Origin of the sequence: Enterobacter sp. YSU (assembly GCF_016082135.1) — a bacterium.
Classification (GTDB): domain Bacteria; phylum Pseudomonadota; class Gammaproteobacteria; order Enterobacterales; family Enterobacteriaceae; genus Enterobacter; species Enterobacter hormaechei_C.
Map to the genome: position 1 here is coordinate 1,116,801 of NZ_CP059487.1, position 15,626 is coordinate 1,132,426.

The 15,626-nt window shown below is 57.1% G+C and carries 9 protein-coding genes; 6 read left to right on the forward strand and 3 right to left on the reverse strand.

Annotation, left to right across the window (positions count from 1 at the left end; translation table 11 throughout):
- Positions 1 to 11 precede the first annotated feature (11 nt).
- Positions 12 to 2,396, reverse strand: a complete 2,385-nt coding sequence (locus H2Z33_RS05435; protein ID WP_063134964.1) for a beta-N-acetylhexosaminidase — start codon at positions 2,394 to 2,396, stop codon at positions 12 to 14.
- A 200-nt stretch (positions 2,397 to 2,596) separates the two neighbouring features.
- The gene (gene mgtA, locus H2Z33_RS05440) at positions 2,597 to 5,305 is read right to left on the reverse strand and encodes a magnesium-translocating P-type ATPase (protein WP_032670826.1); all 2,709 of its coding nucleotides are present in this window, start codon (positions 5,303 to 5,305) and stop codon (positions 2,597 to 2,599) included.
- A gap of 386 nt (positions 5,306 to 5,691) precedes the next feature.
- Between mgtA and treR the strand changes: the two genes are divergently transcribed.
- The 4 genes from treR to H2Z33_RS05460 all read left to right on the forward strand — a co-directional run bounded on the left by treR (position 5,692) and on the right by H2Z33_RS05460 (position 10,773).
- Entirely contained in the window at positions 5,692 to 6,639 is a 948-nt protein-coding gene (treR, locus tag H2Z33_RS05445; RefSeq protein WP_017383908.1) for a trehalose operon repressor TreR, read from the forward strand.
- Positions 6,640 to 6,766: 127 nt separating this feature from the next.
- On the forward strand, positions 6,767 to 8,185 hold the full coding sequence (gene treB, locus H2Z33_RS05450) for a PTS trehalose transporter subunit IIBC (protein WP_020480548.1): 1,419 nt from the start codon (positions 6,767 to 6,769) through the stop codon (positions 8,183 to 8,185).
- Positions 8,186 to 8,236: 51 nt separating this feature from the next.
- The gene (gene treC / locus H2Z33_RS05455) at positions 8,237 to 9,892 is read left to right on the forward strand and encodes an alpha,alpha-phosphotrehalase (RefSeq protein WP_047732930.1); all 1,656 of its coding nucleotides are present in this window, start codon (positions 8,237 to 8,239) and stop codon (positions 9,890 to 9,892) included.
- A 134-nt stretch (positions 9,893 to 10,026) separates the two neighbouring features.
- Complete coding sequence (locus tag H2Z33_RS05460) at positions 10,027 to 10,773, forward strand: oligogalacturonate-specific porin KdgM family protein (RefSeq protein ID WP_047732933.1); 747 nt, start codon at positions 10,027 to 10,029, stop codon at positions 10,771 to 10,773.
- A gap of 8 nt (positions 10,774 to 10,781) precedes the next feature.
- On the opposite strand, the gene H2Z33_RS05465 is transcribed toward H2Z33_RS05460, so the two are convergent.
- On the reverse strand, positions 10,782 to 11,441 hold the full coding sequence (locus tag H2Z33_RS05465) for a MurR/RpiR family transcriptional regulator (RefSeq protein WP_015572516.1): 660 nt from the start codon (positions 11,439 to 11,441) through the stop codon (positions 10,782 to 10,784).
- A 179-nt stretch (positions 11,442 to 11,620) separates the two neighbouring features.
- Between H2Z33_RS05465 and H2Z33_RS05470 the strand changes: the two genes are divergently transcribed.
- Together H2Z33_RS05470 and H2Z33_RS05475 are read left to right on the forward strand one after the other, a co-directional pair.
- A complete protein-coding gene (locus tag H2Z33_RS05470; protein WP_071993562.1) occupies positions 11,621 to 13,018 on the forward strand; it encodes a PTS fructose transporter subunit IIC in 1,398 nt (465 codons plus the stop codon).
- Between the two features lie 10 nt (positions 13,019 to 13,028).
- Positions 13,029 to 15,626, forward strand: coding sequence for a glycoside hydrolase family 38 C-terminal domain-containing protein (locus H2Z33_RS05475; protein ID WP_063134963.1), 2,598 nt, complete (start codon positions 13,029 to 13,031; stop codon positions 15,624 to 15,626).

Below are 15,626 nucleotides of genomic sequence, written 5' to 3' on the forward strand. Positions count from 1 at the left end.
GGGCGCATTTGTTACTGATTCCGCGTTGCTCTCAGTAGCGTCTCCAGCGGATAAACCGCCGCAATCACCACCTCGTCCTGGATCGTCGCCGCGTTATCCAGTTCGCTCTGGATCGACGCGATCTCGTTGTCGTCCAGCGTGCCCTGACGCGCCACCAGATCCGTCAGCCTCAGGCCAATCGAGGCCAGTTTATCCACCTCCTGGATCACCGGCTTAATGGCCTTCAGCTGATAGCTGTTTTCACTCAAGGCCAGCGCATCGCTGGTGTTGTTCTGCCAGCGGTTAAAGACGTGGCGCAGCGCGTCGGCGCTTTCCGTGTCTTCCGCGTCGCTCACCAGACGGTCCGCCCATTTATTCATCTGACGCACGGTCGCACTTTCCGCGTTTAGCGCGTCAGCGAGCCGGTTGAGCGGCTCAAACTGATGATAGTTTCCGGCCTGGAACTTAAGATGCTGGCGGGTGTAATACTGCGCCGGTTCAAGCGCCTGGGCGAGAATTTGCAGCGGCAGGGTATCCGCATTGTTGGCGAGGCGCGTGAACTGCACCTGCTGCTGGGTATGCTGCTGTAGTCCAGCCGACACCGTGGACCAACTGTCCATCGCCTGGAGCCGGGTATACATGTTGTCGATGTCGTTGACGTCCTTTGCCGACCATAGCCGCTCCGCCACCGCAAAGGCGCGCGGCCACAGACGGATATCCAGCACCGGCGCGACCACGTTTTCCGCCCACAGCGCGGCTTCACCGCCGAGCAGATTAGCCTCGTTCGCCGGGTCCGGCACCACCGGCGGTATGCCTTTTGGCACCGCGTCCAGACGCGTGCCGTCGATCGGGTAGCGGGCGTTACCCACCAGGAAATAGCCGCTGAGCTTATCGTTCTCAACAGAAACGACCGGACGCGTTTCACCCATCCAGGTATCAACGGTAAACGTTACCTGGTTGTCGTCCCGCCACTGAATGTTATCCACCGCCCGACGCGATTTCCCGGCAAAATCAATAAATCCACGCCACCCGGCATCGCCTTTCACCAGCGTAAAGCTGCCTTCCACCGGCTTGCCTTTCAGACGCGGCATGGAGAAAGCCCAGCTCTGGACGCTGTCGGTGTCCGCTATCACATCCACGCCGTTCAGCCCCTGCGGCACAATTTCATTGCGGTAGTGGTAGGCGGTGGATTGCGGCTGATCGAGGTAGAAACCGGTTGAGAGAATACCCTTATAGCCGTTCTGCGCCACCTGCCCCAGCGCGTCCTGTCCCTGCCAGGACTGGATCAGAATGCTTTTCGGCAGATCGGGATGGTAGATCTCATCCCAGCCAACCATCTGCCGGTGGTGCTTCTCAAGGATCGTCTCCAGCTTGCGGTTGAAATACGCCTGCAACGCGTGGCTGTCCGCCAGTTTGTTGTCGCGCATAAACGTCTGGATCGCAGCGTTCGCTTTCCACTGGCTGTCGTCAACCTCATCGCCGCCAATATGCAGATACGGATCCGGGAAGATCGCCGCCAGTTCGCTGACCATCGCGTCGGCAAAGGTATAAGTTGCCTCTTTGGTTGGATCCAGCACCGGCTTCAGCACGCCCCAGTGGCGCTCCATGGCGTAAGGCCCCGGCGCGCTCATCAGCTCCGGGTAGGCGACGGCAATCGCCGAGGCGTGGCCCGGCATATCAATTTCCGGCACCACGCGTATGCCGCGCTCGGTAGCGTAACGCACAATCTCGCGCATCTGCTCCGGGGTGTAGAACAGCCCATCGCTGGCAAGCTGGGTTAATTTTGGATAACGCTTCGAGGTAAAGCGCCAGCCCTGATCGTCCGTCAAATGCCAGTGCAGGACGTTGAGCTTTGCCGCGGCCATGCCGTCGATCTGGCGTTTAATATCCTGAATCGGGAGGAAGTGGCGCGCCGAATCGAGCAGCAGCCCGCGCCACGGGAAGCGCGGCGAATCTTCAATGGTCACCCACGGGATCGAGGTGTTTTCGGCGCCGTTCTGCATCAGCTGAAGCAAGGTTTCCATGGCGCGCAGCGCGCCGAAGCGGGTGTTGGCAGAGATATTTACGCCGTTGGCGTCCACCGTGAGTTTATAGCTCTCATCGCTGTCCGGCAGCGGCTGCGGCTTCACCTTTTTGGCGATGGCGATGCGGATGGTCGGCTTGTCAGGTTTTTCGGCCTGCGGCTGTAGCGTCCAGCCGGTTTGCAGCGCAATGCGCTGGCGCAGGCGGTTGACCGCATCCCCCAGATCGTCGCCGCTGACGCTCACAGAGAGTTGATTGTTAAGCACCAGCGCGCCCTGAGTGGTCGGACGTTCAACCTTCGCAGGCCAGGGCATTAAGGGAAGGTCACCTGCCGGGGCGGCAAAGGCGGAGGCGCCGAGCATGAGCCCGGCGGTTAAGAGGCTGTACCGTAACATGAATGTTCCTTATCTGACGGGCCAAATACAGGCAAAACATTCTGTTAACATGCGCTCAAATTGTCGTCAAGCGAATGCGCCGACGGAGATCACAGGTTGTTGAATTTGGGAGGAAAGCCAGCTGCCGGGTGGCGGCTTCGCCTTACCCGACCTACGTTCGGATCGTAGGCCCGGTAAGCGCAGCGCCACCGGGCTTGCCGTTACTGCCATCCATACCGGCGCGCATAGAACCCTTTCACCATCTGCGTCAGCACCATGTAGCCCGCGAGGATCGCCACCAGCCACGGGAAGTAGCTCAGCGGCAGCGCCTGAAGTTGCAGGTAGCTTGCCAGCGGCGAGAACGGCAGCGCGATCCCGAGCGCCATCACAATCCCCGTCATCACAATCAGCGGCCACGCGGCACGGCTCTGGATGAACGGAATACGACGGGTGCGGATCATGTGCACAATCAGCGTCTGAGACAGCAGTCCCACCACGAACCAGCCGGACTGGAACAGCGTCTGGTGTTCTGGAGTATTCGCATGGAACACAAACCACATCAGGCAGAAGGTCAGAATGTCGAAGATAGAGCTGATCGGCCCAAAGAACAGCATAAAGCGCCCCAGATCGGCGGGGTTCCAGCGCTGCGGCTTCTGGATCTGCTCGTCGTCCACGTTATCAAACGGGATCGCCACCTGAGAGACATCGTACATCAGGTTCTGGATCAGCAGGTGCAGCGGCAGCATCGGCAGAAACGGCAGAAACGCGCTCGCCACCAGCACGCTGAAGACGTTGCCGAAGTTGGAGCTGGCGGTCATTTTGATGTATTTGAGCATATTGGCGAAGGTGCGACGCCCTTCGATGACGCCCTCCTCCAGCACCATCAGGCTCTTTTCCAGCAGAATGATATCCGCCGCTTCGCGGGCAATATCCACCGCGCCGTCCACGGAGATACCGATATCCGCCGCACGCAGGGCTGGCGCATCGTTGATGCCGTCGCCCATAAAGCCCACTACGTGCCCTTCGCGACGCAGCAGAGTGACGATGCGCTCTTTATGCATCGGCGTCAGGCGGGCAAACAGCGTGGTGCGTTGGGCAAGCTCGGCCAGCTCATCGTCGGACAGGTGCTCAATGTCGCTCCCCACGACGACGTCGCCCGCGTCCAGGCCGACTTCGTGGCACACTTTGGCCGCCACCAGCTCGCTGTCGCCGGTGAGGATTTTGACGGTGATACCGCTCGCTTTCAGCGCTTTTAGCGCCGGCGCGGTGGTCTCTTTCGGCGGATCGAGGAATGCGATGTAACCTTCGAGGATCAAATCGGATTCATCGATACGCTGGTAGTCACCTTCCCGCGCAGGCAGGAACTTGCTGGCTACTGCCACCACGCGCAGCCCCTGACGGTTCAGGTTATCGGTGACGCGTTTGATGCGGCGCAGCATGGTCTCATCCAACGGCACGATCTCGCCGTTATGGCGCACCTGCGTGGAAACATTCAGGATCTCCTGCAATGCCCCTTTGCAGATCAGCTGATGTACGTCCGCCTGCTCGCTGACCACCACCGACATGCGGCGGCGCTCGAAGTCGAACGGGATTTCATCCACCTTCTGCCAGCGACCGGAGAGCGTGCGGGCAGACTCCTCGTCCACCCCTTCCAGCACCGCCACGTCGAGCAGGTTTTTCAGCCCGGTCTGATAGTGACTGTTCAGCCAGGCGCTGTGGAGCACGCGCTCGCTGGTTTTTCCGGCGATGTCGGTGTGGTTCTCCAGCACGATTTTGTCCTGCGTCAGGGTGCCGGTTTTATCGGTGCAAAGGATGTCCATCGCGCCAAAGTTCTGGATGGCGTCGAGGTGTTTAACGATCACCTTTTGTTTAGAGAGTTTGACCGCCCCGCGCGCCAGCGTGGAGGTGACAATCATCGGCAGCATTTCCGGCGTTAAGCCAACGGCCACGGAGAGCGCGAACAGCGCCGCTTCCCACCAGTCGCCTTTGGTGTAGCCGTTGATCAGCAGGACAATCGGCGTCATGACCATCATAAAGCGGATCAGCAGCATGCTGACGCGGCCAATACCTTTCTGGAACGCATTCGGCTCGCTCTCCTGCTCGCTGACGCGTCCGGCAAGCTGTCCAAACCAGGTATTGCCGCCGGTGGCGGTGACAATCGCCTGCGCGGTGCCGCTGACCACCGTGGTGCCCATAAAGCACAGGGTGTCGCACTCCAGCGGGTTCATCTGCTGCGGATCGCGGGTCCGCGCTACCTTCTCTACGGGCAGGGATTCACCGGTGAGTGACGCCTGCGCGACGAACAGATCCCGCGCCTGGATGACGCGTAAATCCGCCGGGATCATGTCCCCCGCCGCCAGCTTCACCAGATCGCCCGGCACCAGCTGGTCAATGGGAAGCTCAATCCAGGCGTTTTCGCCGAGGTCGTTAATCACGCGCGACACGGTGGCGGTGTTGCTGACCATCGCTTTCAGGGCGTCCGCCGCTTTGGTGGAGCGCGCTTCCTGAATAAAGTTCAGCAGCGTGGAGATGCCCACCATCAGGGCAATCACGCCTGCGGCAAACAGATCTTCAGTGGCGTAAGAGATAATCCCGAGCACCGTCAGCAGCAGGTTGAACGGATTGCGGTAGCAGAGCCACAGGTGGACCCACCAGGGAGAGGGTTTCTGCGCCGGGATCTGGTTATCGCCATGTTCCGCGCGGATTTTTAACACTTCTTGCGCGTTCAGCCCTTCCGGGTGGCCGCCAAAGGCGCGCCAGACTTCATTTTCATCCATCGCCGCCACGTTCAGGCAGCGCTCGGTCAGGGAAGCGGGGATTGCCGCTCCCGCCATGGTGTTGGCATTTGGCAGCGGATCGCGCGCAATCAGGCGATGTGGCAGGTGACGGCTCAGCAGCGCTTGCAGCTGCCGGGTGATATTCTTCAGCATAGTCATTCCCCCGCATCCGCAAAGGCGGACGCAGTTTTCCCGCAGGCGTGGCAAAGCCGTACCTGTCAGGCACTTAATTTATCAAGCAGGAACGTATGAACGTTGCTGCCTCACGCCGGTGAGACAGCAAAAGGCTGGCTTACCGGAAAGAAGGTTTTCTCCTGGTCAGGAGAGGTGTGGGATCGGGATCCATGTGGCCTCCGGTAAGTAAAAAGTTGGGTATCGGCACGCAGTATAGTGATTTATCCATACCGTTTGTGACTAATCGGGCGGTATTATAACGCCCTGCAAATAAACCGAACGTAAACCAGACTTTGCCCATAGCGAATTCGCAGGATAGCATTAGGCTCAATTGATTATTTTATCGTTGTTACAGGGAATACAGCATGCAGAACCGCCTTACGATTAAAGATATCGCGCGTTTAAGCGGCGTGGGGAAATCGACTGTCTCACGCGTGCTGAACAACGAAAGCGGTGTCAGCGAGCGCACACGCGAGCGCGTCGAGGCGGTGATGAATCAGCACGGTTTTTCCCCTTCCCGCTCCGCGCGCGCCATGCGCGGGCAGAGCGATAAAGTGGTCGCCATTATTGTCTCGCGTCTGGATTCCCTCTCCGAAAACCTCGCCGTACAGACGATGCTGCCCGCGTTCTACGAGCAGGGCTACGATCCGATCATGATGGAGAGCAAGTTCTCCGCGCAAATGGTGGAGGAGCATCTCGGCATGCTTCAGCGCCGTAATATTGATGGGGTGGTGCTGTTCGGATTTACCGGCCTAAAAGAGGACGTGCTTAAACCCTGGCAGCCGTCACTGGTGCTGCTGGCGCGCGACGCCAGCGGGTTTGCCTCTGTCTGTTACGATGACGAAGGGGCGATCGTGATCCTGATGCAGCGCCTGTATGAACAGGGCCATCGGCATATTAGCTATCTCGGCGTCCCGCATGCCGACATCACCACTGGCAAGCGTCGCCACGAAGCGTACCTGGCGTTTTGTAAAAAACACAATCTCCCCGCCGTGGCCGCGCTGCCTGGTCTGGGTATGAAACAGGGATATGAACAGGTCGCCAGCGTGCTGACGTCACAAACCACCGCCCTGGTATGCGCCACGGATACCCTTGCATTGGGTGCGAGCAAATATTTGCAGGAGCAGCGCATCGGGGAACTGCAATTAGCGAGCGTGGGAAGCACGCCACTGATGAAGTTCTTACACCCGGAGATTATCAGCGTTGATCCGGGTTACGCCGAGTCTGGCCGGCAGGCTGCCGCGCAGCTGATCGAGCAGATTACCGGGCGAACCGAGCCCCGTCAGATCGTTATTCCAGCCCATCTCTCATAATTCTTTTGAATAGATTATTGTGATCTTCGCCCGATTTCGGGAACGTTCCCATTTTCGCCGTCACGTTGAAGGAGTAGGCTTGCGCACAGGTCATAACCCCTATCACCATCTGTCATGAGGTTTCATGATGAGTAAAGTCAAACAAACAGATATCGATCAGCTGATCGTCCTGGTCGGCGGACGCGATAACATCGCCACCGTCAGCCATTGCATTACCCGCCTGCGCTTCGTGCTGAACGATCCGGCCAAAGCCAACCCGAAGGCCATTGAAGAGCTTTCCATGGTTAAAGGCTGCTTCACCAACGCCGGGCAGTTTCAGGTGGTGATTGGCACCGAAGTGGGCGATTACTATCAGGCTCTGCTGGCGACTACCGGGCACTCTTCCGCCGATAAAGAGCAGGCGAAGAAGGCCGCGCGCCAGAATATGAAATGGCATGAGCAGCTGATTTCCCATTTTGCGGAGATCTTCTTCCCGCTGCTGCCAGCGCTGATCAGCGGGGGCTTAATTCTGGGCTTCCGTAACGTCATCGGCGATGTGCCAATGAGCGACGGCAAAACCCTGGCGCAGATGTACCCGGCGCTGCAAAGCATCTATGACTTCCTGTGGCTGATTGGCGAAGCGATCTTCTTCTATCTGCCAGTCGGGATCTGCTGGTCCGCGGTGCGCAAGATGGGCGGAACGCCAATTCTCGGTATCGTGCTCGGCGTGACGCTGGTCTCTCCGCAGTTAATGAACGCTTACTTACTTGGTCAGCAAACGCCAGAGGTGTGGAACTTTGGCCTGTTTACCATCGCCAAAGTGGGCTATCAGGCGCAGGTGATCCCGGCATTGCTGGCGGGCCTGGCGCTGGGCTTCATTGAGACGCGCCTGAAGCGCATCGTGCCGGATTACCTCTATCTGGTGGTGGTCCCGGTCTGCTCGCTGATCCTGGCAGTGTTCCTGGCGCACGCCTTTATCGGTCCGTTTGGCCGCATGATTGGCGACGGCGTGGCCTTCGCGGTCCGTCACCTGATGACCGGCAGCTTCGCGCCAATCGGTGCCGCGCTGTTTGGCTTCCTCTACGCTCCGCTGGTGATCACCGGCGTGCACCAGACCACGCTGGCGATTGATATGCAGATGATCCAGAGCCTCGGCGGTACGCCTGTCTGGCCGATCATCGCCCTGTCTAACATTGCGCAGGCCTCGGCGGTAACCGGCATCATCATCGTCAGCCGTAAGCACAACGAGCGAGAGATCTCCGTTCCGGCTGCCATCTCCGCTTACCTCGGCGTCACTGAACCGGCGATGTACGGTATCAACCTGAAATACCGCTTCCCGATGCTCTGCGCGATGATCGGCTCCGGTCTGGCGGGCTTGCTGTGCGGCCTGAACAGCGTGATGGCGAACGGGATTGGCGTCGGCGGCCTGCCGGGTATCCTCTCCATTCAGCCCGCGTTCTGGCAGGTATTTGCGCTGGCGATGGCGGTGGCGATTATCATCCCAATGGCGCTGACTACTGTGGTTTACCAGCGTAAGTTCCGTCAGGGCACGTTGCAGATTGTTTAATTCTCTCTTTCGGGGCGCAGTTGCGCCCCTTCGCATTTGCAGGAACGTACTATGAATACCCTTCCTCACTGGTGGCAGAACGGCGTCATCTATCAGATTTACCCAAAGAGTTTCCAGGACACCACCGGCAGCGGCACGGGCGATCTGCGCGGCGTGACGCAGCGCCTGGACTACCTGAAAACCCTCGGCATTGACGCCATCTGGCTGACGCCGTTTTATATCTCCCCGCAGGTGGATAACGGTTACGACGTGGCGAACTACACTGCCATCGATCCGACCTACGGCACGCTGGACGACTTTGACGAGCTGGTTGCCCGGGCGCATGAACGCGGCATCCGCATCGTGCTGGATATGGTCTTTAACCACACGTCCACGCAGCACGCCTGGTTCCGTGAGTCGCTGGATAAAGCGAGTCCGTACCGCCAGTTCTATATCTGGCGCGACGGTACGCCGGATACGCTTCCCAACAACTGGCGCTCCAAATTTGGCGGCAACGCCTGGCGCTGGCACGCCGAAAGCGAGCAGTATTATCTGCACCTGTTCGCACCGGAGCAGGCGGATCTCAACTGGGAAAACCCGGCGGTGCGCGCCGAGCTGAAAAAAGTGTGCGAGTTCTGGGCCGATCGCGGCGTGGACGGCTTGCGTCTGGACGTGATTAACCTGATTTCAAAAGATCAGGATTTCCCGGACGATACCCTCGGCGACGGTCGCCGCTTCTACACTGACGGGCCGCGCATCCACGAATATCTCCAGGAGATGAGCCGCGACGTCTTTACGCCGCGTAATCTGATGACGGTGGGCGAGATGTCCTCCACCTCGCTGGAGAACTGCCAACAGTACGCGTCTCTTGACGGCCGCGAGCTGTCGATGACCTTTAACTTCCACCACCTCAAGGTAGACTACCCCGGCGGCGAAAAATGGACGAAGGCGAAGCCGGACTTCGTGGCGCTAAAAACCCTTTTCCGCCACTGGCAGCAGGGGATGCACAACAAAGCCTGGAACGCGCTGTTCTGGTGTAACCATGACCAGCCGCGCATCGTGTCGCGCTTTGGTGACGAAGGGGAACACCGCGTGGCGGCGGCGAAAATGCTCGGCATGGTGCTGCACGGGATGCAGGGCACGCCGTATATCTACCAGGGTGAAGAACTGGGTATGACCAACCCGCATTTCAGCCGTATCACCGACTACCGCGACGTGGAAAGCCTGAACATGTTCGCCGAACAGCGGGCTAACGGTCGCGATACGGATGAACTACTGGCGATTCTGGCGAGTAAGTCACGCGATAATGGCCGCACGCCGATGCAGTGGGACGCCTCGCATAATGCGGGCTTTACCGAGGCCGAGCCGTGGATTGGCGTCTGCGACAACTACGAAACCGTGAACGCCCGCGCGGCGCTGGACGACCCCGATTCGGTGTTTTACACCTATCAGACGCTGATTCGCCTGCGCAAAACCTTGTCGGTACTGACGTGGGGAGACTATGAAGATTTGCTTCCGGATCACCCTTCCCTGTGGTGCTACCGCCGCCAGTGGCAAGGACAAACGCTGATGGTGGTGGCGAACCTGAGCCACGCGCGCCAGCAGTGGCAGCCCGCCCCCGTAGAGGGAGCATGGCGGGTGGCACTCAGCAACTATGAAGAGGTTCCCTTCCGACCCGATACGTTGCTATTGCGCCCGTTTGAAGCTATCTGGTGGGTGCAGGAATAAACCTCAGGAGATACAGCATGCTGTATCTCTTTTTTTATGTTTAGCGATACGCTAAATGTACGACGATAACTTTTACAATATGGCGCACTCAAAATAAAAATAGCCTGCCAATTAAATAACCTCGGCAGGATATTATGAAAAAGATAATTATTAAAGCAACGTGTATTAGCGCATTATTATTGAGCACACAGGGATGGTGCGGGAATACGTCCGTCGACCTTCGCTTTGGTCATAATACGCGCTCAGACGTAAATGATTCACGCATTAAGGTCATGCATCAGGCGAATAACGGTTTTTACTTCTCCGTTGAAGCCGCACAAAACCATAATGATACGTTTTTTGGTGATACCGACAGATATAATCCCGACGACAAGGGGTTAACGGAAGCGGCACAGGAAATCGAAACGCGCTGGCGTTTTGATCTGGGAAATGGTTTCGCCGTTGCGCCTGGCATGGTGACGGTTTTCACCGCCAGCAATACGCATTACCGCCCCTTCATTCAGGGCTGGAAAGCCTTCGATAACGGTCTGAATCTCTCCGCCCGTTACCGCTATAACACCGTCAATGACGCGCACAGCGATAAAGAACTCGACGGCAGCGGTTATACTCGCCGCCAGTCACACCAGTTCGACATTTGGTTCGCGTATAACATCGGCAAATTCGGTATGTCCTATAACCCGCGCTTTCGCTGGCAGGATAACGTCGATCAGGGAACCGGGGATGACACCTACTGGGAGCATACCGTCGCGTTCAACTACAAGTTCGACGATGGCTGGACGCCATACGTCGAACTGGTTTCACTGGATAAAACGTACATCAATAATGACGGCAACCATGAAAATGATTATGCCGTACGTCTGGGAATAGTGAAGCAGCTCTGACGGCCTGACTACACCGTATCGTGCTGTAGCAGCCTACAGCCGATACGGTCCACGGCGCTTAACAGTTCAAGCTGCCCTTCCCGCTGATACAGCGAAACCGCGTTAATGTCGATTGGTAACGGCCAGCATAGCGTTGAGATCGACGCCAGTGTCGACCCCTGACGGGTAATCGCAATAATCTTCAACCCTTTGCGCAGCGCGTTACGCGCCATTTCAATCAGCGACTGCGTCTCCCCGGATTTACTGATCAACACCAGCGTCCCCTTCGATACGCGTGTCAACTGGTGCATGTCATTCAAAATAAGGTGCGGCAGGCTCGCCAGCGACAAAAAGCGCGACAGGTAGTTGAGGCTGGTGAGCGAGGCTCCCCGTGCGTAAAGATAGATATGGCTGGAATGCGTAAGCAACCTGGACACGTCTGTCACAATATCATCCGGCTGCGGCCCCACGTCGGGTGTAGCAGGTGCAGGTGTAAAATGGTCGCGTAAAAAACGGTACCGAAGCTCGGTATAGCTTTTATAGCCCATTTTTTTACATACACGATTAACGGATGTTGTCGTGGTAAAGGTATCACGGGCAATCTCTTTTGCCGATATATTAGAAATATTACACGCATGATGCTGAATGTATTCAAATATCAAACGTTCACTTCCCTGGAATGAATTCATCTATTACGCCCCGTTTAATCCCGAGATGATATTAACACAACAGAGAAATAGTCTCTGGAAGGCGCTTCACACATTGCATTTACGCGTATCACCATACGTAATTAGTATTAGCAAACATTAAAAACTGTTTTAGGTTCTCTTTATACTTCCCCTGTTTTCACATCCAGGGAATTATGACAATGACGAAACAAAAAGTTGTCGCGGTAACGGCCTGCCCGACAGGTATCGCACACACCTTTATGGCGGCGAATAAAATTATTGCATGGGCTAACGAGCACAATATTGAGGTAAAGGTCGAAACGCAGGGCAGCGACGGCGTTAAAAACCGCTTAACAAAACAGGATATCGCCTCCGCCACGGCCATTATTCTGGCAACCGACGTTCCCATTCAGGATGCCGAGCGTTTTGAAAACATTCCTCACCTTCAAACCCGCACACAAGAGCTGATCAAACATACTGATCGCTATCTGTGTCAGGCGCTGGCAAAGGAAAAAAACGTCACCACTGTCGCACAAGAAGACGATCTTCAGCGTTCGGCTTACCAGATTTTTATTGGCCATATTATGGCGGCCATCAGCTATATGCTGCCGGTGGTGGTGATGGGCGGGCTGATGATGGCGACGGCCAAAATAACCGGGCAGTTTATTAACATCGAACATTCGCCGTTCAGCGTGCTGGATAAAGTGGGCTTTATGACCATTAAGTTCATGTATCCCGTTTTTGCGATGTATCTGGCGTTTTCCATTGCCGGTAAACCGGCACTCATCCCCGGTCTTATTGGCGGCATCATGTCAGACGAAGTCTATAAGCGCTTCTTTGATATCGAAGGCTTTATGCCATCCGGCTTTTTCGGCGCCATTGGTATCGGCTTTTTTGTGGGCTATCTGGTGCGCTGGCTCAATGATTCGATTCACGTCCGCCAGCAGCTCACCACAATTAAAACCATGCTGCTCGTCCCGCTGATCACCGGCATTACGCTGGTGATGGTCATGGAATATTTGATTAACCCGATTTTTGGCTCGCTTAACCAGCTGATGGTGGTCTTTTTTACCTCGGCAGGTGACACCGGGCGCGGGTTCTATTCCGCGATGATTGCCGCGGGCACCGCGTTCGACCTGGGCGGTCCGGTCAACAAGGCGGCAGGCTCGGTCGCGCTCGGCCTGAATGGCATGAGCGAGACGTTTGATTTAACCGCCCGCGAACTCTCCATCGTGATCCCCTCCATTGGCGTCGGCTTTGCTGCGTTCCTCAACGGCCGCTTTGGATTACCGGATGTCTTTAGCCAGGAAGAGAAAACCGTCGGTAGCACCTCGTTGTTGCTGGGCGTGATTGGGATCTCCGAAGGCGCGATCCCGTTCATCCTGAAAAACCCACGTCTGATCCCGGTGTTCATGACCGGTGCCGTCGCCGGCGCGCTGGTCGCCATTACCCTTGGCGTGAAGCAGACGCTGCCTCTGCCAGCCGTCTGGGGCTGGCCGCTGGCAACCAACGTGGCGGGCTACCTGGCGAGCGTCTTTATTGGCGCACTGATTTGCGCCCTGGGCGTGCTCTATGTCAGCCCAAAGAACGCCAGATAAGGGGAACGTCATGAATCAGATCCACGTCATTGCCCATACGCACTGGGATCAGGAGTGGTATTTCACCCGTCAGGACAGCATGGTGCTGGCGTCATATAATTTTGCGGACGTCATCAACACGCTGGAGCAGGACTCCGCTTACACCTGCTATCACCTTGACGGACAGATGGCGGTAGTGGAGGACTTTCTCGCCATCAATCCTGATTATCGCGCCAGGCTGGAAAAGCTGGTCAGAGAAAAAAGGATCTTCGTAGGGCCATGGTATACCCAGACGGACACCTACAACGTGCATGGCGAATCGATTATCCGCAACCTGAAGTACGGCATTTTTTCTGCCCGGACGCTGGGGCATGCGATGCAGGTTGGGTATCTTCCGGATACCTTTGGCCACAATGCGCAAATGCCCACGATCTTGCAGGGCTGCAATATCGACAATATCGTCTTCTGGCGAGGTATCGATCACGACAGGCACGCCAAAAGCAGCCAGTTCCTCTGGCGCGCACCGTCAGGTGCGACCGTCATCGCCTGTGCGATGGCGCTCGGTTATGGCGCGGCTAAAAACATGCGTTCGGAAGCCTCCCATCTCCGGGGAAAAATCTACCCGATGACCACACTTTTGCGTTCACGGGCCGGTCTAAACGACCTGCTCCTGCCCTGCGGCGGCGATCAGGTCAGCATCGACCCGGCGCTGCCAAAAATCCTGGAGGTCGCCAGCGCACAGTCCCCGGATCAGGACCGTTACTTCATCAGCTCTCTGGAGCGTTATGTAGAAACCCTTCGCGCGCAGCGTGAACAGTTTGAGCTCCTGGAAGGGGAGCTGAAATCGCCGCGCTACACCCGCATCCATAAAACGATCGGCTCCGTGCGCTACGACATCAAAAAGAAAAACGATGAGGTTGAACAGTTCATCCTGCGACAGCTGGAGCCGACAATCGCAATGGCGCGTCACCAGGGGATTCCGGTCAACCTCGCGGTAGTCGACACCCTCTGGAAAAAGCTGTTGCGAAACCATGCCCACGATTCCATTGGCGGCTGTAATAGCGATGCCACCAACCGCGACATTCTGCATCGACTGGAACAAACCGAACAGCTGTGCCATAGCCTGTGGAATCTGGTGGTGAAAACCCTGGCCGCCGCCTGCGTTCAGGATGGCGACCTGCTGATCTTTAACCCGCTAGCTACCCCAACGCAGCGCGTGGTGATAACCACCCTGTATAGCCGGGCGGATAATATCGCCCTGACGCATCAGGGGCAGCCCATCCCTTTCGACGTCCTGGAAAGAGACATTCTGCCCGGCGGAACGGCGATCTCCCTTACCGCCGAGGGCGAGTGCGAGACGCCCCTTCTCCCTTATTACCGCTGGCACGTTGCGGTAAAGACACCGGTTCTGCCGCCGATCGGCTATCTCACCGTTAACGTTGAAGAAGACCCTGCGCCTTTCCTGGCGTCTGAAAAGATAAAGGGCAGCGAGATTGAGAATGCGCATTATCGACTGTCGCTGGATGCCGGAACGCTTACCCTGCATGACAAACGCAGCGGCAGACGTATCCCCTCTTTCTTTACCTTTGAAGACTGCGTGGACGCGGGCGACAGCTACGATTTTTCGCCGCTTGCGGGCGACGCGCCGACGCGCTGTTCGCATTTTACGCTCGTCGACGGCGTAAAAACGCCGCTTGTCGAAAAGCTGACCGTCAAGGCCACAATGCGTCTTCCGCAGGATCTCGCCAGCCGTCAGGATACGGCCCGAACGCCGTTATCCATTCGTCTGGTCTGCGAATTACGCCACGACGATCCGAATCTGTATGTCGAGGCTTCGCTGGAAAACAGCCACTGCGATCACCGGCTACGTTTACTGATCGGCAGCGATGTTCACACCCGTCACGCTATCGCCTCACAGCCCTTCGCAATCATCCAGCGCGAAACGGGATATGACGGTGAACACTGGCAAGAACGCTATCGCGAGAAGCCCGTGGATATCGAAACCAGCGAGGGCATTATCGCTGTCACGGAACCGGGTAAAGCGCTGGTTGTGACTAGCCGTGGCATGAAAGAATTTCAGATTATCGGCAGCGAACCCGCTGCTATTGCCCTGACGATGTTTAAATCGACGGGCGTGCTCGGACGCAGCGATCTCGAATGGCGACCGGGTCGGGCCTCCGGCATCAATAATACGGTGGTTGAGACTCCTGATGCCCAGTTGCTGAAACCGTTGCGCTTTTCATTCACCGTCGCGCTGGCCGACAACGCCGACCACCTCACGCTGCGCCAGCTGGAAAATCAGGCGGCTGGACAGCCCTTCACCTACCAACGGCAAACGCTACACACGCTCGATCACCGTCTTGAGCGCTTTTCGTTGCGTCTGCCCGAACGCAGGCTTCCGGCACAATTCTCGTTAATGACCCTGCCGGAGCCGCTCATCCTTTCCGCTCTGCCCCATGCGCAGCTGCTGCATGGCACCGTCTTACGCGTATTTAACGCCGGGACACAACCGGCTCCCGTCCCGGAAAGTCTGGCAGTGTTACGGCAGATCAACTATCTGGAAGAGCCGATGCAACCGGTAACGGCGATCCTCCCCTCCGCAACCTGCGATTTTTTGATTGAGGCTTAA